The sequence below is a fragment of the Nocardioides sp. zg-DK7169 genome (assembly GCF_013155365.1).
In the GTDB taxonomy this organism is placed as follows: Bacteria; Actinomycetota; Actinomycetes; order Propionibacteriales; family Nocardioidaceae; genus Nocardioides.
In genome coordinates, this window is record NZ_JABJRA010000002.1 from 150,226 (window position 1) to 170,099 (window position 19,874).

Here is a 19,874-nt window from a genome sequence, read left to right on the forward strand (position 1 = left end):
CGGGGCGGCGCGGAGGAGAGAATGTCGCCGTGCCCCGCCCCATCACGCTGCTGGTCGAAGGTGCCTCCGACCAGGCCGCCGTCCTCGCCCTCGCCCCTCGCTTCGGTGTCGACCTCGACGCCGAGCAGATCACCGTCACCGTGATCGGCGGTGCCGGCAACTTCGGCCGCGCGATCGCCGAGGCGGCCGCGCTCGGCCACCGCGTCGGCGGGCTGTACGACGAGAGGGAGGAGCGGTTCGTCGCCGGGGCCCTCAACCGGCAGGAGGGCGAGGACCTCACCCGGCAGGGCTTCTTCGCCTGCCGTCCCGACCTCGAGCTCGAGCTCGTGCGTGCCGTCGGCGCGGCGGAGATGACCCCGCTGCTCGAGTCCGGTGGCGACCTCAAGACCTTCCGCAACTTCCAGGACCAGCCCGCCTACCGCGACCTCGAGGTCGTCGAGCAGCTGCGCCGCTACATCGCCGCGTCCGGGGCGAGGAAGGCCAAGTACGCCGCCCTCATGGCCGAGACGGTGTCCTTCGAGTCGGTGCCCGAGCCGCTCGAGGGACTGCTGGGCTGGATCTGGAGCGCCTGAGCCGAAGCGCTCAGGCGCCGGCGGCGGCGCGCACCCGGGCTGCCTCGCGCGCGGCCTCGGGGTTCGCCACGCCGGCCCGCGAGCCGGCCAGCTTGGCCCGGATGTGCTCGCCGACGGTGATGGGCGGGTACGCCGGCCCGGAGGATCCGTTCAGGCAGGTCGGCAGGGTCTCGATGACCGCGTCGATGTTGCCGTCGTGGAAGAACGCCGCGCTGCGCCGCCGCTCCACCCGGCCCTCGACGATGGGCGGCTTGACCCGGTGCAGCGTCGACATCCACCGGTCGTTGGTCCAGCGCGCCATCAGGTCGCCGAGGTTGATCAGCAGCGCCCCGTCGGCCGGCATCACGTCGTGCCAGCCGCCGTCGCGCCCGAGCACCTGCAGCCCGGCGACCTGGTCGGCCCACAGCACCGTGACGATGCCGTAGTCGGTGTGCTCGCCCATCCCCGTCAGGTCGCCGTCGAGCTCGACCTCGCCCGGCTCGAGGGCGTAGTTGTTCATCCGCAGCACGTCGAGGCTGTGGTCGGTGTGGCCGGCGAAGAACCCGACCGGCAGGCCGAGGGCGTCGGCGAAGAGCGTGGTGAGGGTGCGGGCGACCCGCCGGGCCTCGGCGAAGTACGCCGTCACCGCGTCGCGGAAGTGCGTCGCCTCGACCGGCCAGACGTTCTCCGGGTAGTCGGCCTCCGGCAGGTCCAGGCCCGGGTGGTCGGAGACCGCCGCCCCGACGTTGAAGGCCTCGAAGAAGTCGTGCATCCGGTTCGCCGGTGCGAGCCCGAGGCTGAGGCTGAGCGACTCGGTCCTGGGCGGCGCGTAGCCGCGGTTGACCTCCGGCGGGGTGCGGTAGCGGGCCTTCACCTCGGCGGGGAGGGCGAAGAACTCGTCCAGCGCGGCGGCGAAGGCGTCGGTCACCGCCGTCGGGACCCCGTGGCCGACGACCTGGACGAAGCCGACGCTGCGCGCCGCGTCGTCGAAGGCCGCCGCGGCCGCCGCGCGGTCCGTGGCGGGGCCGGCATGGACGTAGGGGGAGATGTCGACGGTGGGGACGTGGAACGGGACGCGCTCGGGGCTCATGGGCCGGACTCCTCGGGTGCGGGGCGGGGGGAGGGAGCGGGTGGGTTCGTGGGCCGGTGGGCCGGCGCCGGCCGTCACCGGCTCACCCGGCCGTCGCCGTCCGGCCGAAGCGGCTCAGCACCGCGGCCTCGATGAGCTGGGCCAGCAGGTAGAGCAGCAGTGCGGTGAGGGTGACGACCACGACGAGCGACCAGACCCGGGCGTTCTGCGAGCGCCCGGCCGCCGAGACCACGGCGTACCCGATGCCCTGGCCGGTGGCCAGCCACTCCGCCAGCAGGGCGCCGGTGAGCGACCCCGGCACGGCGATGCGGACCGAGGCGAACAGCGCCGGCAGTGCGGAGGGGAAGCCGACGCGCAGCAGGACGGTGGAGGGGGAGCCGCCGTAGACCAGCACCAGGTCCCGCATCTGCGGGGTGACGGAGCGCAGCCCGACGACGATGTTCACCAGGGCCGGGAAGAGCACGACGATCGCGCTCATGATGGCGACGATGGCGTAGCCGCGACCAACCATCAGGATCAGGATCGGGGCGAGCGCGATCAGCGGCACGGTCTGCAGCACCAGAGCCACGGGCATCACCGCCCCCTCGAGCATCCGGAAGCGCACGATCAGCGCGGCCAGCACGATCGCGGCCAGCATGCCTGCGGTGAAACCGATGCCGGCGTCGAGGAGGGTCTGCTGGAGCAGCGCCCAGATGTCCCCGCGCAGCTCGGCGGAGTCCTCCTCCCCGAAGAGGGTGGACCAGACCTCCGCGGGCGTCTTGCCGACGTACGGCGACACGTCCCAGATCCGCAGCGCGGCGACCCACAGCAGCACCACGATCGCCAGGACCAGGACCATCGTGGCGACCTGGCGCACCACCGAGCGCAACAGCGACCCGGCGCGACCGGACGCGGCCGACCCGGCGGCGGACAGGGCGCCTGGGTGCAGCGGGGCGCTCACGACGCGACTCCCTGGGACCAGGGCGTGAGCACCCGGCCGAGCAGCCCGAACAGCAGGTAGAAGCCCCCGGCGAGCAGGGCGCAGCCGATGCCGACCGCCCAGGCCTGCTCGACGTCGACGTTCTGCTGGGCGATCTTGAGGATCAGGGCGACGCCGTGCTGCACGCCGCCGACGTACTCGCCGAGGATCGCGCCGAGGAACGCCGCGGGGGCGCCGATCCGCAGGGCCGCGAGGACCGACGGCAGGGCGGCGACGAGCTGGACGGTGCGCAGCTGGCGCACCCGGCCGCCGCCGTAGACGCGGACCACGTCCAGGCTGGCGCGGTCCGCGGAGCGCAGGCCGAGGACGGTGCCCACGACGGTCGTGAAGAAGACCGACAGGGCCGCGAGCGCGGTGGCGGTGCCGGAGCGCTGTCCCTCGTCGGGGTTGCCGATGACGATGAAGAGCACCGGGGCGATCGCGACCAGCGGGATGCAGTAGCTGATCACCGCGACCTGCATCAGCACCGGCTCCGCGAACGGCACCAGCAGCACCAGCGAGGCGACGACCAGGCCGGCGAGGGTGCCGTAGGCGAAGCCGACCCCCGCCTCCTGCAGGGTCATCGCGAAGTGCAGGGAGTAGAACCCCCACCCGTCGTCGATCGCGGTGCGGAGCACGCCGTCGGGCGTGGGGACGCGGGCGTCGGCGAGGACGGTGAGCGCGGCCAGCCACCACAGCGCCACCAGCACCGCGATGCCGAGCGTGCCGGTGCCCAGGGAGCGCAGCAGACCGGAGGACGTCGCCATCTCACTCCTCCCCGAAGAGCAGCTCGGAGGCACGGTCGTGCAGTGCGTGGAACTCCGGCGTGCGCATCAGGTCCGGCGTGCGGGGCCGGGGCAGGTCGACGTCGATGACCTCCTTGACCCGGCCGGGCCGCGCGCTCATCACCGCGACCTTGTCGGAGAGGAAGATCGCCTCGGAGATGCCATGGGTGACCATCAGCGTGGTCGCCGGCTTCTCGGTCCAGATCCGCAGCAGCTCGACGTTCAGCCGCTGACGGGTCATGTCGTCGAGCGCCCCGAACGGCTCGTCGAGCAGCAGCACCGACGGCTTGACCACCAGGGCGCGGGCGATCGAGACCCGCTGGCGCATCCCGCCGGACAGCTGCGCCGGCTTCGCCTTCTCGAAGCCCTCCAGGCCGACCAGGCGGATCAGCTCGGCCACGAGCTCCTCGTCCGGTCGCCGGCCGGAGACCTCGAAGGGCAGCCGGATGTTGGAGATCACCGAGCGCCAGGGGAGCAGCGCGGAGTCCTGGAAGGCGATGCCGAGCCGGTGGTCGCGGCGAAGCTCCAAGGGGGTGCGGCCCTCGACGAGCGCCGAGCCGGAGGTCGGCTGCTCCAGGCCGGCGAGGATCCGCAGGATCGTGGACTTGCCGCACCCCGACGGCCCGAGCAACGTCAAGAAGCTGCCCTTGTCGGTCCACAGCGTGGCCTCCGACAGCGCGGCCACCTGGCGGCGACCGACGGTGAAGCTCTTGCTCAGCTGGTCGATCCGCAGCCCGGTGCCGGCGGAGGTCGCTGCCTCGCCGGCACCGGGGTGGGTCGACGTCACGGAGACGTCGGACATGGCGGGTCCTCTCAGGAGGGAAGCTCGGTCAGCTCGGGCTGCTCCTCGAGCAGCTCCTCGAGCAGCGAGAGGTCGAAGAGCTCCTCGGCCTCGATGGAGATGCCGGCGGCGTCGAGGGTCACGAGGACCTGCTCGATGAGCTCGTCGGAGATCGTGAACAGGCCGTTCTCCTCGACGTCGGGGGTGACGATCAGCTCGGTCTGCACCCGGGACTGCTCGAGCTCCTTGTCCATGTCGAGCTTGAGGTCCTTGCCGTACTCCTCGACCGCCAGCCGGGCACCCTCGGCGGGGTCTGCCAGCGCGTCCTGCCAGCCGCGGATCTCCGCCTCGAGGAACGCCTTCACCTTCTCGGGCTCCTCGGCGATCATCTGCTCGGTGGTGATCACCGACTCGGCGACGAACGGCAGGCCGTTGTCGGCGAAGGGGAGGTTGGTGACCTCCAGGCCCTGGGCCTGCACGGTGATCGACTCGTTGGTGATGTAGGCCAGGAAGCCGTCGATCTCACCGTCGACGAGGGGCGCAGGGTCGTACTCGACCGGGACCTTCTCCACGTCCTCGGGATCGATGCCGTTGACCTCCAGCAGGGCGTCGAAGAGGGTCTCGTTGCCGCCGGCCTGGACGCCGATCTTCTTGCCGACCAGGTCCTGCGGCGTCGCGATGTCGCCGCCGTCGGCGAGCGAGAGGATCGTGAAGGGGTTCTTCTGGAACTTCGTGCCGACGATCTTCAGCGGCGCGTCCTCCGCCGCGATGACCTGGGCGGCGGAGACGGCGTTGCTGAGCCCGAAGTCGGCGTCGCCGGTGGCGACCAGCGTCTCGATCGCCCCGGGGCCGGGGTCCATCGTGACCTTCGTGAAGCCGGCGTCCTCGTAGTGCCCCGCGGAGTCGGCGAAGAACTCGCCGGCGAACTCGGCGTTCTTGATCCAGGACAGCTGCAGGGTGATCGCGCCGTGCTCACCGCCGTCGCCGGACGGGGTGTCGGCCTCGCTGTCGTCGGACCCGCAGGCGGAGAGGGTGAGGGCCGCCGCGGCCAGGAGGGCTCCGGCGCGGGTGGCGCGCGATCGTGGGGTCATGAGGTGCTCCGTCTGTGAGGGCTCGAGCGACGCTCGAGCGGGTGCAGGTGGATGCCGTCCCGGCACGGCCGTTTCGTGTTGTCCCGGAACGTAGGAGCGGGGGGTTTCGGGGCCGGGCGGCGCAGGTTTCGGACTGGTTAAAACGCGCGTCGGTGCCGGCTCAGTACGGCGTCCGGGCGTCGTTGCCCAGCCAGGCCTCGAACGGCGCGAATCGCTCGCCGAGCGGCACCGCGGCGACCGTCATCGGCCAGGTGGCCCGGTCGGCGCCCAGCAGGTCGTAGATCGCCCGGTCGTCGAAGCCGCCGCGGGCGGCATCGTCGCGGTCGGCGGCGTACACGACCGCGTCCAGGCGGGACCACAGCGACGCCGAGACGCACATCGGGCAGGGCTCGCAGGAGGAGTAGAGCGTGCAGCCCTCGAGGGAGAAGTCGCCCAGCGCGGCGCACGCGCGGCGGATCGCGACCACCTCGGCGTGCGCCGTCGGGTCCAGGTCGGGGGTGACCCGGTTGATGCCCTCGGAGACGAGCTCGCCGTCGCGGACGACCAGCGCCCCGAACGGGCCGCCGCCGGCTGCGACGTTCGCGACGGCGAGCGCGACGGCCCGTTCGAGCCAGGTGTGGTCGGTCATGAGTCCTCCCGGACGGGTGCGACGGCAGCGGTGTCGTCAACAGTGCTGGAACGGGCGTTGCAGGCCAGGCGCCAGAGCCGGTCCCGGCTCATCGGCAGCTCGTGGGGGCGGACGCCGAGCGCGTCGCGGACCGCGTTGGCGACCGCCGGCGCGACCGGGTTGTACGGCGCCTCGCTCATCGACTTCGCGCCGTGCGGGCCGAGCACGTCGTAGGTGTCGGCGAGCAGCACCTCGGTGGGCGGCAGGTCCCCGATCTGCGGCACGCGGTAGTCGCGCAGCGTGCGGGTGAGGACCTCTCCGTCCTCGCCGAGGCGCACCTCCTCGTAGAGCGCGCTGCCGAGGCCCTGGGCGACGCCGCCCTCGACCTGGCCGCGCAGCTGCTCGGGGTTGATCACCACGCCGGCGTCGACGGCCTGCACCGAGCGCAGCACGCGCAGCTCCCCGGTGACCGGGTCGACGGCGACCCGCACCCCGTGGACGTTGAAGGCGACCGAGCGCGGGGACCCGTGGTGCTCGCCGCAACCGACCACGCGGCCGTCCGCAGCGTCCGTGGCATCCCTGGCGTCCTCCCCGGCGGCGAGGCGCCGCCGCAGGTCCCGCGCGGCGGCCAGCACCGCGCTGCCGGCGACGACCGAGCCGGTGGAGCCGTAGGCCCCGGTGTCGTACGCCGCGGCGTCGGTGTCGCCGGCGCGCAGTCGGACCCGGGTGGGGTCCAGGCCGAGCTCCTCGGCGACCAGCTGGACGTGGACGGTGGCGGTGCCGTTGCCGAACTCCGCCGACCCCACGCCGATCGTCACGGTGCCGTCGGGCTCCCGGGTGACGGTCGCGTCGGTGTGGTGCCCGCGCGGCGGGATGGTGGCGATCATCGCGGCGGCCATCCCCTCGCCGACCAGCCAGCCGGGCGGTGCCGGGTCGCCGTCGCCACGCGCGAGCGCCTCCTCGACCAGGTCGAGGCACTGGTCGAGCCCGTAGCTGCCGAAGACGAGGTCGGTGTCGGCCGGCCCGTTGACCACGAACTCGTCGCCGGGGCGCACGACGTTGCGGCGCCTGATCTCCGCGGGGGACAGCCCGACCTCCCGGGCGAGCTCGTCGAGAGCGGACTCGATCGCGAAGATCACCTGGCCCAGCCCGTAGCCGCGGAACGCGCCGGAGGGGACGTTGTGGGTGTAGACCGCCTCGGCGTCGACCCGCTTGTTGGCGCAGCGGTAGAGAGCGACCGACTCGTGGCAGCCGTGGAAGAGCACGCCGGGGGCGTGGTTGCCGTAGGCACCGGTGTCGCTGAGCACGTCGAGGCGCATCGCGGTGAGCACGCCGTCGGCGTCCGCGCCGAGCTCGGCCTCCACCCGCACCGGGTGCCGCCCCGGCGTGGCGGTGAGCTGCTCCTCGCGGGTGAGGTCGAGCTGGACCGGGCGGCCGGTGCGCAGCACCGCCAGGGCGACGACGTCCTCGACCAGCATCTCCTGCTTGCCGCCGAACCCGCCGCCCACCCGACCGGTCACCACGCGCACCCGCTCGGGGTCGAGACCGAGCACGTGCGCCAGCTCGTCGCGGACCAGGAACGGGACCTGGGTGCTGCTGCGCACCACCAGCCGGCCCTCCTCGTCCAGCCAGCCGCGGGCGCCGTGGGTCTCGAGCGCCGCGTGGTTGACCCGCGCGGTGCGCCAGGTGCCGTGCACCCGGTGCGCGGCCGCGGCCAGCCCGGCCGCGACGTCGCCCACCTCCCCGTGGGACTCGGCCACCACGTTGCGCCCGGGGTCGGCGATCCGCGCCTGCGCCGCCTGCTTCTCGCCGTGCACCAGCGGTGCGCCGGGGCGGCGGGCGGCCTCGGGGTCGTGCACCGAGGCCAGCACGTCGTACTCGACCTCGATCAGGGCGAGCGCGCGCTCGGCCACGGCGACGGAGTCGGCGACGACGGCCGCGACCCGCTGGCCGCGGAAGCGCACCACGTCGTCGAGGAGCCGGGTGTCGTCGGGGTCGTCGAGACGGCTGGCGTGCCGGGCGGTGGAGTAGAGCACGTCGGGGGCGTCGCGGTGGGTGAGCACGAGATGCACGCCGGGCAGCGCCTCGGCGCGGGCGGTGTCGATGCGGGTGATCCGCGCGTGCGGGTGCGGGCTGGGGAGCAGCTTGAGGTGCAGCACCCCGTCGAGCGGGAGGTCGAGGGTGTACTCCTCGCGGCCGGTGACGATCCGCGGGCCCGCCGGAGCCGCGACCGAGCAGCCGAAGCCGCGCGGCTGCGAGGCGTGGTCCTCGGTGCTGGCGTGGACGACGTTGGTGGTGCCGGCGAACGCGTCGCGGATCGAGCGGTAGCCCGTGCAACGGCACAGGTTGCCCTTGAAGGCCGCCTCCAGATCGACGCCGACGCCGCCGTGGCTGCCCCGATCGCAGATCGTGCCGTCGGGCGCGGCGAGCGCCGAGGCGGTGACGACGTACCCCGCGGTGCAGAAGCCGCACTGGAAGCCCTGGGCGTCGAGGAAGCGCTGCTGCACGGGGCTCGGCTCCTCCGGCGTGCCGAGCCCGGCCGCGGTGACCACCTCGTGGCCGACGGCGCGGACGGCGGGGTGCACGCAGGAGTGCACCGGGCGCCCGTCGACGAGCACCGAGCAGGCGCCGCAGTCGCCGGCGTCGCAGCCCTTCTTCACCGCGGTGCTGCCGAGCTCGCGCAGCCAGCTGCGCAGGCACTGGCCGGGGGCGGGGGCGGAGGTGACAGGGGTGCCGTCGAGGATCATGCGGCCAGCTCCCGGACGACCTCGCGGGCGAGGGTGGCGGTGACGTCGGCGCGCCAGTCCGCGGCGCCGTGGGCGTCGTCGTACCAGCAGTCCACCGCCGCGAGCCCCTCCTCGAGCCGGTCGGCGGCCAGCACCACGGGGCGGGTGGTGGCGGCGGTGAGCGTGACCCGGTCACCGACCCCCACCACGACCGCGGAGGAGCGCCCGTGCGGGGTGAGCGCGGCGCGGCGGAACGCGCTACGGGCTGCGCGCGGCCCCGGCGGGACGTCGACCGCGCGCAGCACCTCGCCGGGCGCCAGCGAGGTCCGTCGTACGCCGCGGACCAGGGCGGCCACGGGCTCCCGGCGTACGCCGCCGTCCGGCGTCCAGACCTCGGCGGTGCCGCCGAGCGCGGCGGTCAGCGAGATCATCGCGCCGGCCGGGAGCGCAAGCGCGATGTTGCCGCCGACGGTGGCGGCGTGCTGGATCTTGAACGACATCAGGAAGGCATCGGCCGCCGAGCGGACCAGCGGTGCCAGTGGGCCGAGCAGGGGCGAGGCGACCAGCTCGGCGACCGTGCAGGTCGCGGCGATGCGCAGGGTGCCGTCGTCGAGCTCCTCGATCGCCGGCCAGCCCAGGGCGGTGAGGTCGACCAGCCCGGTGGTCGCGGGCTGCGGCTCGGAGAAGAGCCAGGTCCCGCCGCCCAGCACGGTCTCGCCGGGGGCTAGACCGAGGCCGGCGCGGGTGGTCGGGCAGCGGTACGAGGTCACGTGGGTCAGGTCCATCTCAGGCCTCCAGCTCGCCGAGCAGGTCGTAGGTCCGGCTGATCGCGCTCACCCGGTCCCGGGCGGCGCTGCCGCACGCGGAGAGCACGGCGTCGGCGAGGACGCCGACGAGGCTCATCGCGGCGGCGTAGCTGTCGAAGGCCAGCCCGGTCTGCACCGGGCACTCCATCCACACGTCGACCCGGTCGACCAGCGGCAGGGCGGTCGCGTCGGCCACGAGGACGACCCGCGCGCCGGTGCCGGCGGCGGCGTCGAGGAACTCCGCGAAGCCCCGCGGACGCCGGCGGAACCCGAGAACGACGACGGCGTCGCCCGCGCCGAGGTCGACGAGCTCCTCGCCGATCACCTGGCCGGGCAGGGGCGCGAGCGCGACGCCGGCACGCGCCTGGACCAGCTGCTGGCGCAGGTGCAGGGCGACCGGGTGGCTGTTGCGCCACCCGACGACGAGCACCCGTCCGGCGGTGGCCAGGAGGTGCGCGGCCTCGGTGATGGCGGGCTGGTGCAGCACCCGGGTGATCGCGTCGCCCTCGGCGGCGGCGTGCACCGCAAGGTCGGGGGACCCGTCGACGCGGCGGGGCTCGCCGGCGCTGCGCAGCGCGCGCAGGTGCTCGCGCACCTCGTCGAAGTCGGCGAACCCGAGGCGGCGGAAGAGCCGGCTCATGGTGGCCTTGGAGACCCCGGCGAGGACCGCGAGCTCGGCGGCGCGGTAGGTCGCGAGGTCGTCGAGGTGGTCCAGCAGGGTCGTGGCCGCCTTGCGCTCCTGCGGGGTCAGCGTGGCGTGGCGGCGCGCGATCCGCTCATCGATCCTCATGCCGCGCCCCGCCCCGCGACGGTCCGGGCCACCTCGAGCACCGCCTGCTCGAGCGCGTCGATGCCGCGGGCGACGTCGACCTCGCGCACGGCCTCGTCCGGGTGGTGGCTGATGCCGTCGGCGCAGCGCACGAAGAGCATCGCGATGTCGCTCACCGCGGCCACCGCCATCGCGTCGTGGCCGGCCCGGCTCCACAGCCCCATCGGGTCGGCGTCCCCGGTGGCGGCGATCCCGGCGACCACGGCCTGCTGCAGCCACGGCGCGCACGGCGCGGCGGAGGCGTGGTGGGTCTCGACGGCCTCGAGGGCCAGGCCGCGCGCGGCGCAGGAGGCCTCGGCCTCGGCCAGGATCATCTCCCACATCGCGTCGCGGGCCGCGTCGGTGGCGGCGCGCAGGTCGAGGGTGAGGTCGACCCGGCCGGGCACCACGTTGACGGCGCCGGGGGAGACCTCGACCCGCCCGACGGTCGCGATGCACCCGTGGTCGCCGGTCGCCCGGGCCAGCCGCTCCACGGTGGTGACCACCTCGCTGGCGCCGACGAGCGCGTCGCGCCGTCGGGAGTACGGCGTCCCGCCCGCGTGCCGCGCCTCGCCGAGCACGGTGATCGCGAAGCGGCGCGCGCCGGCGATGGTGGTCACGTAGCCCAGCGAGGCGTCCGCGGCCTCCAGGTGCGGGCCCTGCTCGATGTGGGCCTCCAGGTAGCCGACCAGCTGCTCGGGTCGCCGGGCCGCCTCGCCGACCCGGGCCGGGTCGAGGCCGAAGTCGCGGAACGCCTCGCGCAGGGTGGTGCCGTCGCGGTCGCTCAGGTCCCACCAGGCCTCCTCCCAGGTGCCGGCGAACGCGCGGCTGCCGAGCAGCGCGGTGCCGAACCGGGCGCCCTCCTCGTCGCCGAACCCGACCACCTCGAGGGCGAAGGGCAGCTCGCGCTCACGCAGCCGCTCCACCACCGCGAGTGCCATCACCACGCCGAGCGGGCCGTCGTACCGCCCGGCGTCGGGGACCGTGTCGAGGTGCGAGCCGAGCAGGAGGGCGGGCAGCCCGGGCATCGTGCCCTCGCGGCGCCCGCACTGGTTGCCGGCGGCATCCTGCCAGGGGCGCAGCCCCGCCTGCTCCATCCAGCCGGCGACGAGGGCGTTGGCGCGGGCGTGCTCGGCGGTGAGGTGCATCCGCTCGATCGCGTCCGGGCGGCTGCTCAGCGCGGCCAGCTCGTCGCAGCGGGCCAGGGCAAGGGCGGCGGTGCTCATGCGTAGACCTCCCGCGCCGCGCCGACGCCGCCGCCGGGTGTCACCGCGACCCCTGCGCCGCGCAGCACCTGCTCGAGGGCGGCGAGGGTGGTGAGGACGGCGTCGCGGCGCGCGTTGACGCCCATCGTGCCGATCCGCCAGACCCGCCCGTGGAGCGGGCCGAAGGAGGTGCCGATCTCGATCCCGAAGTCCTCGAGCAGGGCCGCGCGGGTGCGGTCGTCGCCGACGCCGTCGGGGATCTCCACCGCGACCACGTTGTGCATCTTGTGCGCGAGGTCGCCGAAGACCCGCAGGCCCAGGCCCTGCACTCCCGCGAGCATCGCCCGCCCGTGCAGCGCGTGGCGCGCGACGGCGGCCTCCAGCCCCTCCTCGAGGAGCAGCCGGGCGCACTCGCGGGCGCCGTAGAGCATGGTCGTGGCCTCGGTGTGGTGGTTGAGCCGGCGCGGGCCCCAGTAGTCCATGACCTGCGCGAGGTCCAGGTAGTTGCTGGCGATCCGGGTGCCGCGGCCCTGCTCGCCGTCCTCCCGGATGCCGGCCTCGACGTGCCGGCGGCCCTCGATGACCGCGGCGGCGCGCGGCGAGATGGTGGTGGGTGCGCTGCCGGAGGGCCCGCCGAGGCACTTCTGCAGCCCGGCGGTGACCAGGTCGAGTCCCCACGCGTCGGTGGCGAGCTCGTTGCCGCCGAGGCTGGCGGTGGCGTCGCAGTAGAGCAGCACGTCGTGGCGTCGGCAGATCTCGCTGAGGTCGGCGAGCGGCTGGCACATCGTCGTGGAGGTGTCGCCCTGGACGACCGCGAGGACCCGGGGGCGGGTCGCGGCGACGGCCGCCTCGATCTGCTCGGCGGCGAACACCTCGCCCCAGGGCACCTCGAGGGTGTGCACCTCGGCGCCGCACCGCTCGGCGATCTCCACCAGCAGGTGGCCGAACCGGCCGAACACCGGCACCAGCACCCGGTCGCCCGGTTCGATCAGGCTGACCAGCGCCGCCTCGATCCCGGCGCGCGAGGTGCCGTCGACGAGCAGCGTGTGCTCGTTCTCCGTGCGGAAGACGGCGCGGTAGAGCGCCATCGTCTCGTTCATGTACGCCGTCATCGCGGGGTCGAACTGGCCGACCAGCTGCGCCGACATCGCCCGCAGCACGCGCGGGTCGGCGTTGATCGGGCCCGGGCCCATCAGCAGCCGCGGCGGCGGGTCGATCTGGCGGGTCGGGTCGGTCATGTCGGCGTCCTCTCGAGCATCCGGCCCCAGCGGGGGTCCGCGGTCGCGCGGCCCCGCACGAGGGTGGTGGTGACGCGGCCGGCGAGCGTGAGCCCGTCGTACGCCGTGATCGGGTTGCGGTGGGCCAGGTCCTCGGCGCGCACCGGCGTACGCCCGGTCGGGTCGTGGACCAGGAGGTCGGCGTCCGCGCCGGCCTCGATCCGGCCCTTGTGGGCGAGGCCGACGAGGTCGGCGGTGCCGGTCGACATCCAGCGCGCGACCCGGTCGATCCCGATGCCGCGGGCGGCGGCCTCGGCGGCGACGGCGGTGAACCCCACCTGGAGGCCGGACACGCCGCCCCACGCCTGCTGGAGGTCGCCGCCGCCCCGGCCCTTCTCCTCGGCGGTGGCCGGGGAGTGGTCGGAGACGACGACGTCGATGACGCCGTCGAGCAGGCCCTGCCACAGCTGCTCGCGGTTGGCGGCGTCGCGGATCGGCGGGCAGCACTTGAACTGCGGGGCCGCGTCGGGGATCGCGCCGGCCTCGAGGCACAGGTAGTGCGGGCAGGTCTCCACGCTGACCGGTACGCCGTCGGCTCGGGCATCGGCCAGCAGGTCCAGGGCCCGGGCGCTGGACAGGTGCAGCACGTGCACGCGCGCGCCGGTCACGCGCGCGACGTCGAGCACGCGGGTGATCGCCGCGGTCTCGGCCTCGTCGGGCCGGGAGAGCAGGAAGTCGGCGTAGGCCCGGCTCGGGCGCTGCGGCGCGGCCTCCAGCACGGCGGCGTCCTCCGCGTGGACGACCATCAGGCTGTCCAGCCGGGCGACCTCGGACATGGCGGCGGCGAACCCTGCCGGGTCCAGCGGCGGGAACTCCGGGACGCCGGAGGGGGAGAGGAAGCACTTGAAGCCCAGCACCCCCGCCTCGTGCAGCGCCTCGAGCTCGGCCACGGTGCCCGGCACGGCACCGCCCCAGAAGGCGACGTCGACGCAGAGCTGACCGCGGGCGGCGGCCTGCTTGGTGCGCAGCGCGGCCAGCGTCGTCGTGGGCGGCAGCGCGTTGAGCGGCATGTCGACGAGGGTGGTGACGCCCCCGGCGTGCGCGGCCCGGGTCGCGCTGGCGAACCCCTCCCAGTGCGTGCGACCGGGCTCGTTGACGTGGACGTGGGTGTCGACGACACCGGGCAGGACGTACGACGTGGCCGGCACCTCCAGCACCGGGCCGCCGGCGACCGGGTGGTCGAAGCCCTCGACCGCGCCGATCCGGCCCGCCTCGAGCAGGAGCGTGGCCGGCCGCAGCACCCCGTCGAGGAGCACCTGCCGGCCGCGCACGGCGGCGGGGCGCGCGTCGACCTCGCCGCTGCCCGGGTGGTCCGCGCTCATGCGAACCCGGCGATCGTCGCCCAGGCACGCGGCTCGCGCGGCTCGCCCTCGCGCTGCACGGTCGCCTCGATCAGCCCGTAGGGCCGGTCCGCGGCGAGGAAGACCTCGCCGGGGTTGTCCAGCCCGAAGGGGGCGAGGTCGACCAGGAAGTGGTGGTTGTTCGGGCACGAGAGCCGCACCTCGGCGATGCCCGGGAAGGCCTCCAGCACGGCCTTGCCCATCGCGAAGATGGTCTGCTGCAGCGCCAGCGAGTGCAGCCCGGCGAAGGTGGTCAGCATCAGCTCGCGCACGGCGGCGTACGTCGTGTCGAAGTCGTCGGGCAGCTCGGCGTAGCGCCACCAGGCGGTGACGTCGGTGGCCAGGATCCGGTCGTCGGTCTCCGCGAGCGTCGTGAACCGGTCGCGGGGGAAGCCGTGGAACTCCGAGCCGGTCGACTTCAGCACGGTGCAGTCGCGCAGCCCGCTCACCACGAAGACCTCCTCGCCGTCGCGCTGGACGACGCAGGTGCGGGTCTCGCCGCCGGTGCGGACGAAGGCGTGGTCGTGGCCGGCGCCGTCGACCGCGATCCGGTCCCAGGCGTGCTGCGCCGCCTCCCAACGGCCCCCGCTCACCCACGGGAAGCCGGTGGTGAAGTGCTCGGCCAGCCGCAGCAGGAGCTCCTCGGGTGCGCCGACGCCGTCGCGGGCGAAGGCGTAGATGGTGTTCTTCTGGGTGTCGGTCGCGACCACCTGGCTGTTGTCGCCGTCGGTGTGGCAGGCCGCGAAGTCGCCGCGCAGCTGGCTGGTGACGGTGAGGTCGGTGATCCGGTGGCGCGCGGTGTCGCGGTCGACGCGGACCAGGCGGCACTCCGCCTTGCCGTACTGGTTCTCGCCCAGGACCACCCGTCCGGTGGCCGCCGGGGCAACCGGGGCAGTCTCGTCGCCCGCCATCAGCTGCCCTTGTAGGTGGTGTAGGCGAACGGGCTCAGGAGGAGCGCCACGTGGTGGCGCGCCTCGCTGTCGTCGACGGCGATGTCGACGCGGATCACCGGGTGGAACTCGGTGCGCGTGGCGAAGGTGAGCGTGTGGTGGCCGCCGGCGACCTCGGTCGCGAAGCGGATCCGGCCGTCGGCGTCAGTGGTGGCGCGCTCCAGCTCGGTGCCGCCGGCGTCGGTGAGCACGACGTCGACGCCGGCCCGCGGGACGCCGCGCCCGGCGTCGAGCACGTGAGTGGACACGGTGGTCATCGCAGGATCCCCCTGAGCCGCAGTGCGGCGATCTCGGCGAGCTGGCCACGGGTGACCTCGAGCTCGGTGGTCGGGTCGTGGGTGAGCCGCTGGTCGAGCTGGGCGAGGATCTCCTCGCCGCTGCGGCCGGCCGCCCGGATCAGGAAGACGCGGCCGAAGCGCTGCTCGTACGCCGCGTTGCCGGCGGCGATCCGGGCCTGCAGCGCGGCCTCGGGCGACACCCCGGACTGCTCGCTGCGCGACATCGCCGCGCTGGTGCCGTCGCCGGCGTGCCGCTCGCCGATCCGGGGGTGGTCGGCGAGCGCCTGCTCGACCTCCGCCCCGGTCCAGCCCACGGCGAGCGCCTCGGCGCGTGCGAGGAGTGCGTCGGCGTCGGCGTAGGGCCGGCCGGCGACGAGCGCCTCGACCCACCGCGGGATCGCGGCGCAGGGCCGGAGGACGTCCGCGGCGCCGGCCGCGTCCATCGCGTTGAAGTCCTCGATCCGCACGTCTGCTCCTCCACTCGGGAGTGCTGACGCTAGGAAGGCTTCGTGACGCCCGATCGAAACATCGGTTTCATCGCGATGACGTCCGCGGCATGGATGTTTCGGTTCGCACTGCGGTGCCGGCTCGAGGCCGCCGCGCCGTCACGCCGGCTCCCGGGTCGGCTCCTGCGTGAGGTCGTGGGCGCGGCGCAGCAGGTCCCGGTCCCGGCCAGGGGCGGCGAGCAGGCACGCGCCGACCGGTAGCCCGCCGGCCACGGTGGGCAGCGACACCGCCGGGAGCCCGCCGATCCCGGCCAGGCAGGTGAGCCGCATCGTCGCGTCCCGCACCACGGCCAGGTCGTCGTCGAGCCGAGGCGCGACCGACGACGCCGAGGGGAGCAGCAGCACCCGGTCACCGACCAGCGCCCGGATCTCGGTCCGGGCCTGGGTCAGCACCACGCGGGCGCGGTCCGCCTGGGCGTCGGTGACGGAGCGGGCGTGCTCGAAGCGGCCGCGCACGTCCGGGCCGAGCACGGACAACCGGCCCTCCAACCACCCGCCGTGCGAGCGCCAGGCCTCCCACGCCTGCACGGTGCGGAACGCGTCGAGCCAGGTGTCGAGGCCGTCGATGGACCAGCGCTCCTCGGCCGCCTCGGCGGGCGCGACGGCGCGGACCGCCGCGGCGACCTCGGGCGAGGCCAGGTCCAGCAGGTCCGGCACCAGCACCACCTCGGCGTCGCCGCCCGGTTCGGGCGCGAGCGGCAGCAGCGCCTCGCCCACCCGTTCGAGCAGCGCCGCGGACCGGGTCAGCCAGCCGACGGTGTCGAAGGAGGGGGCGAGCGGGACCAGGCCGTCGACCGGCACCACGCCGTGGGTGGTGCGGATGCCGAACAGGCCCTGGTACGCCGCCGGCACCCGGATCGAGCCGCCGGTGTCGGTCCCGAGCCCGATCGTGGCGTGGCCCAGCGAGACGGCCGAGGCGGACCCGGAGCTGGAGCCGCCGGGGATGCGGCCCGGCGCGCGTGGGTTCGGCGGGGTGCCGGTGTGGTGGTTGGTGCCGGCCAGCGACCAGGCGAGCTCGTCGGTGCGCGCGATGCCGCGCACGTCGGCCCCGGCCGCGAGCAGCCGCGCGACCGCGTGGGCGTGGTGCTCGGCCGTCGGTGCCGATGCCAGCCAGGCCGGGTTGCCGGCACCGGTCGGCTGCCCCGCCACGGCGTACAGGTCCTTGACGGCGACGCTCTCGCCGGCGAGCGGACCGGCGTCCTCCTCGGTGCCGCGGGCGGCGACGAGCGGGTCGCCGACGACGCGCCAGATCCGGGTGTCCAGGGCCGGGGGCGGTACGGCGACGTGCGCCGCGGTCACCTGCCAGCCCGCGGCCCCGCGCGCCCACAGCTGGGTCTGCTGGCCTCGCCCGCCGCGCTCGAGCTCGGTCACCGCGACCACCAGGGCGTGGTCGTCGTCGACGGTCTGCACGTGGGTCTGCACGATCCGCCGCCGGGGCGTGCCACCGCGCCGTCCCCGGAAGGCGCTGATCGCGTCGTGCCCGACCAGCAGGCCGGCGGCGTCCCCGCGCAGGGTGGTTGGGCCGGGCGCGAAGAGCCGGTCGAGCGCGTCGAGGTCGTCCTCCATCAGCGCCCGCTCGTAGGCCCAGAACGCCTCGAGCAGTCCCTCCGGCGGGGTGCCGGGGGCGGGGGAGACGGAGGCGGTGTCCATGGCGCTCATGCGAAGTCGCTCTTCCGGATCTTGGCGTGGACGCCCTTCACCACGTCGACGACCTGGGAGATCTCGAAGTCGGTGGCGGCGCTGAGGTAGGCGTAGGCCAGCGAGCGGTCCATGCCGTAGGCGGCGGCGAGGAGGGCGATGGCGGCCCGCACGCAGTTCTGCACCGCGACGTCGAGGTCCTCGTCGAGGCCGGTCGGGACCAGGTGCTCCGCGGTCTCCGCGAGCGGCCCGGCCAGCTCGCCGAAGCGGCGTACGGCCTCCTCGCGGGGCACGACGTCGAGGCGCACGGTGGCCCGCAGCGGGGCCTCCATTGCGGTCAGGGACACCTCGCCGCCGCCCTGGGCGAAGTGCGGGTCCCCGACGTAGGCCAGGGCGCCCGGGACCTGGACCGGCAGGTAGAGCGTGGCCCCGACGGTGAGCAGGTTGATGTCGATGTTGCCGCCGTGCGGGCCCGGCGGCACCGAGTGCGGCCGGTCGGCGCCGGGCAGGGCGACCCCCATGACCCCGAGGAACGGGGCCAGCGGGAACGACACCCGTTCCTCGCCGCCCGGGCGCAGCGGCAGCTGCCCGTGGGTCCCGTCCTCGCTGACCGTGGCGAAGGCGGAGAAGGTGGCCCCGTCGAGGGGGTACTCACCGGGCAGCGCGCCGCGGCCGTGGCGGTTGGAGATGACGCCGTACGGCGCGCGGGGGAGGGTCTGCAGGACGGTCATCGCCAGCAGGTCGCCGGGCTCCGCGCCCGCGACCCGCACGGGCCGGCTGACCACGTGCGGGCCGTCGACGCCGAAGGTGCGGGGCAGGTCGCTGCGCGCGATCGCGACGGCGTCCTCGAGCACCTCGGTGACGCCGTGGTCGCCGAAGAACGCCACGGGGTCGCGCCCCTGGTCCTCCAGGATCCCCTCGTGGCTGACGGTGTCGAAGGTGACCTCGGTCCCCGGATCCACGGTCAGCGCCGGGGCGTCGGCGGCGCAGGGCAGCCGCCCCCAGAGCACGGTGTCGGGAGCCGCGGGCAGGTAGGTCGAGGACCGGATCGGGCCGGCACCGGACTGCAGGATCATCTGGCGGACCGTACGGAACGGTTGTTTCAGCCGCGTCTCGGCGACGTGGCCGGATCGGGTCGGCTCAGGCCGGCGGGTCCGCCGGGGAGGGCAGGTCGGCCAGGTCGGCCAGGGAGCGCGCGATCGCCACCTGCCGGGCGAGGAAGGCCGGCTCGTCGAGGCGCTTGCGGCGCATCCACGTGATCACCTCGGTGTTGCACTTGCTGGCGTTGCAGGAGGCGCAGGCCGGCACGACGTTGAGCAGCGTGTAGCGCCCGCCGCGCGAGATCGGCAGCATGCAGTCCTTCTGCAGCGCGGCGCCGTCGCCGCCGCAGTAGGCGCACCCGCCCCAGGCCTCCATCAGCGCGTGCCACTGCGCGTCGGTCAGGTCGTGCTCGACCTTCGCCATCCGGGTGCGACGCCGCTTGGCGTAGGTCGCGGAGCGGCGGCGTGGAGGCACGGCGGCAGCCTAGCGATCCGCCGGCGCACGTCGTACGGCCGCCATTGGCGCCGACTCGGGCCGCCATTGGCGCCGACTCGCGCAACCACAAGAGCCGACTCGGGCAACCATTGGCGCCGACTCGCGCAACCACAAGAGCCGACTCGCGGGAGGATGGGGGCGTGGTGGAGATGACGGCGGGGCTGCTGGCGGCGTACGACGAACAGCTGCGGACCGACTCGGAGGCCATCGGGGCGAGCGCCCGGGTGCGGCTGGGGCCGTTGCACCTGCTGGAGTTCCCGGAGCGGCGTGGCTTCGTCACCTACCGCGACCTCGGGGAGGGCGACGAGGAGGAGCTCCGCGCCCGACTGGCCGAGTGGGTGCCGCGGGTGCTCACCCACTTCCGCGAGCGAGGGGTGCGTCGCCTGGAGTGGAAGACCCGCGGGCACGACCGCGCGCCCGGCCTGCACGAGCTGCTCCTCGCGCACGGCTTCGAGCCGGGGGAGGAGGAGTCGGTGATGGTCGGCGAGGCCCGCCTGCTGGCCCTGGACCTGCCGCTGCCCGACGGCGTCTCCCTGCGCTCGGTGCATGCGGAGGACGACGTGCGCGCGGCCTGCGCGATGCTCGACGAGGCGTTCGGCGACCCGGTCTCCTCGGCGACCGCCGAGGCGCTGCTGGGTCGGCTCGCCAGCGGCGACGGCACCGAGCTGTGGGTCGCGGAGGCCGGCGGCGAGGTGGTCTGCGCGGGCCGCCTCGAGCCGGTCCCGGACAGCGACGTCGCCGGGCTGTGGGGCGGTGCGACGCTGGAGCATTGGCGCGGGCGCGGCATCTACCGCGCGCTCACCGCCGCGCGGGCCCGCTCCGCGCTGGCGCTCGGGCGCCCCCTGCTGCACAGCGACTCGACCGCCTTCTCGCGCCCGATCCTGGAGCGCTCCGGACTGGTGCGGGTCACCACCACCACGCCGTACGACGTGGTCCTCTGA

The 19,874-nt window shown here is 74.7% G+C and carries 20 protein-coding genes; 2 read left to right on the top strand and 18 right to left on the bottom strand.

Annotated elements, in window-relative coordinates; genetic code table 11:
- Nucleotides 1-29: 29 nt before the first annotated feature.
- The gene (locus tag HOQ23_RS03370) at nucleotides 30-572 is read left to right on the top strand and encodes a TOPRIM nucleotidyl transferase/hydrolase domain-containing protein (RefSeq protein WP_172211861.1); all 543 of its coding nucleotides are present in this window, start codon (nucleotides 30-32) and stop codon (nucleotides 570-572) included.
- Nucleotides 573-582: 10 nt separating this feature from the next.
- Here HOQ23_RS03370 and HOQ23_RS03375 read toward each other — a convergent pair whose 3' ends face one another.
- From HOQ23_RS03375 to HOQ23_RS03460, 18 genes are all read right to left on the bottom strand, one after another.
- Nucleotides 583-1,641, bottom strand: a complete 1,059-nt coding sequence (locus HOQ23_RS03375) for an isopenicillin N synthase family oxygenase (protein ID WP_172211863.1) — start codon at nucleotides 1,639-1,641, stop codon at nucleotides 583-585.
- Between the two features lie 82 nt (nucleotides 1,642-1,723).
- Nucleotides 1,724-2,581 carry an ABC transporter permease subunit gene (locus tag HOQ23_RS21440; protein ID WP_216653570.1) on the bottom strand — a complete coding sequence of 286 codons (858 nt, stop codon included), beginning with the start codon at nucleotides 2,579-2,581 and terminating at the stop codon, nucleotides 1,724-1,726.
- Nucleotides 2,578-3,366, bottom strand: coding sequence for an ABC transporter permease (locus HOQ23_RS03385; protein ID WP_172211865.1), 789 nt, complete (start codon nucleotides 3,364-3,366; stop codon nucleotides 2,578-2,580). The genes HOQ23_RS21440 and HOQ23_RS03385 overlap by 4 nt, the downstream gene beginning before the upstream one ends.
- Before the next feature lies 1 nt (nucleotide 3,367).
- Complete coding sequence (locus HOQ23_RS03390) at nucleotides 3,368-4,186, bottom strand: ABC transporter ATP-binding protein (protein WP_172211867.1); 819 nt, start codon at nucleotides 4,184-4,186, stop codon at nucleotides 3,368-3,370.
- 11 nt (nucleotides 4,187-4,197) lie between these two features.
- Entirely contained in the window at nucleotides 4,198-5,256 is a 1,059-nt protein-coding gene (locus tag HOQ23_RS03395; protein WP_172211870.1) for an ABC transporter substrate-binding protein, read from the bottom strand.
- A 160-nt stretch (nucleotides 5,257-5,416) separates the two neighbouring features.
- Complete coding sequence (locus HOQ23_RS03400) at nucleotides 5,417-5,884, bottom strand: nucleoside deaminase (protein WP_172211872.1); 468 nt, start codon at nucleotides 5,882-5,884, stop codon at nucleotides 5,417-5,419.
- Nucleotides 5,881-8,610, bottom strand: coding sequence for a molybdopterin cofactor-binding domain-containing protein (locus HOQ23_RS03405; protein WP_172211874.1), 2,730 nt, complete (start codon nucleotides 8,608-8,610; stop codon nucleotides 5,881-5,883). Before HOQ23_RS03405 ends, HOQ23_RS03400 begins: the two co-directional genes overlap by 4 nt.
- Entirely contained in the window at nucleotides 8,607-9,374 is a 768-nt protein-coding gene (locus tag HOQ23_RS03410; RefSeq protein ID WP_172211876.1) for a xanthine dehydrogenase family protein subunit M, read from the bottom strand. Before HOQ23_RS03410 ends, HOQ23_RS03405 begins: the two co-directional genes overlap by 4 nt.
- 1 nt (nucleotide 9,375) lies before the next feature.
- Nucleotides 9,376-10,185 carry a MurR/RpiR family transcriptional regulator gene (locus HOQ23_RS03415; RefSeq protein WP_172211878.1) on the bottom strand — a complete coding sequence of 270 codons (810 nt, stop codon included), beginning with the start codon at nucleotides 10,183-10,185 and terminating at the stop codon, nucleotides 9,376-9,378.
- The gene (locus HOQ23_RS03420) at nucleotides 10,182-11,429 is read right to left on the bottom strand and encodes an allantoate amidohydrolase (RefSeq protein WP_172211879.1); all 1,248 of its coding nucleotides are present in this window, start codon (nucleotides 11,427-11,429) and stop codon (nucleotides 10,182-10,184) included. Before HOQ23_RS03420 ends, HOQ23_RS03415 begins: the two co-directional genes overlap by 4 nt.
- A complete protein-coding gene (locus tag HOQ23_RS03425; RefSeq protein WP_253945132.1) occupies nucleotides 11,426-12,646 on the bottom strand; it encodes an alanine--glyoxylate aminotransferase family protein in 1,221 nt (406 codons plus the stop codon). The genes HOQ23_RS03420 and HOQ23_RS03425 overlap by 4 nt, the downstream gene beginning before the upstream one ends.
- Entirely contained in the window at nucleotides 12,643-14,007 is a 1,365-nt protein-coding gene (gene allB / locus HOQ23_RS03430) for an allantoinase AllB (protein WP_172211880.1), read from the bottom strand. The genes HOQ23_RS03425 and allB overlap by 4 nt, the downstream gene beginning before the upstream one ends.
- Complete coding sequence (gene pucL / locus HOQ23_RS03435; protein ID WP_172211881.1) at nucleotides 14,004-14,936, bottom strand: factor-independent urate hydroxylase; 933 nt, start codon at nucleotides 14,934-14,936, stop codon at nucleotides 14,004-14,006. Before pucL ends, allB begins: the two co-directional genes overlap by 4 nt.
- Entirely contained in the window at nucleotides 14,936-15,232 is a 297-nt protein-coding gene (locus HOQ23_RS03440) for a hydroxyisourate hydrolase (RefSeq protein ID WP_172211882.1), read from the bottom strand. Before HOQ23_RS03440 ends, pucL begins: the two co-directional genes overlap by 1 nt.
- Nucleotides 15,229-15,720: a 2-oxo-4-hydroxy-4-carboxy-5-ureidoimidazoline decarboxylase gene (gene uraD, locus HOQ23_RS03445; protein WP_172211883.1), complete on the bottom strand. Its 492-nt coding sequence runs from the start codon at nucleotides 15,718-15,720 to the stop codon at nucleotides 15,229-15,231. Before uraD ends, HOQ23_RS03440 begins: the two co-directional genes overlap by 4 nt.
- 138 nt (nucleotides 15,721-15,858) lie before the next feature.
- Nucleotides 15,859-17,409, bottom strand: coding sequence for an amidase (locus tag HOQ23_RS03450; RefSeq protein WP_172211884.1), 1,551 nt, complete (start codon nucleotides 17,407-17,409; stop codon nucleotides 15,859-15,861).
- A 5-nt stretch (nucleotides 17,410-17,414) separates the two neighbouring features.
- Complete coding sequence (locus HOQ23_RS03455) at nucleotides 17,415-18,473, bottom strand: acetamidase/formamidase family protein (RefSeq protein ID WP_172211885.1); 1,059 nt, start codon at nucleotides 18,471-18,473, stop codon at nucleotides 17,415-17,417.
- Nucleotides 18,474-18,537: 64 nt separating this feature from the next.
- A complete protein-coding gene (locus HOQ23_RS03460) occupies nucleotides 18,538-18,912 on the bottom strand; it encodes an HNH endonuclease (protein ID WP_367650353.1) in 375 nt (124 codons plus the stop codon).
- Between the two features lie 170 nt (nucleotides 18,913-19,082).
- On the opposite strand from HOQ23_RS03460, the gene HOQ23_RS03465 reads away from it, so the two are divergent.
- Nucleotides 19,083-19,874, top strand: coding sequence for a GNAT family N-acetyltransferase (locus HOQ23_RS03465; RefSeq protein WP_172212421.1), 792 nt, complete (start codon nucleotides 19,083-19,085; stop codon nucleotides 19,872-19,874).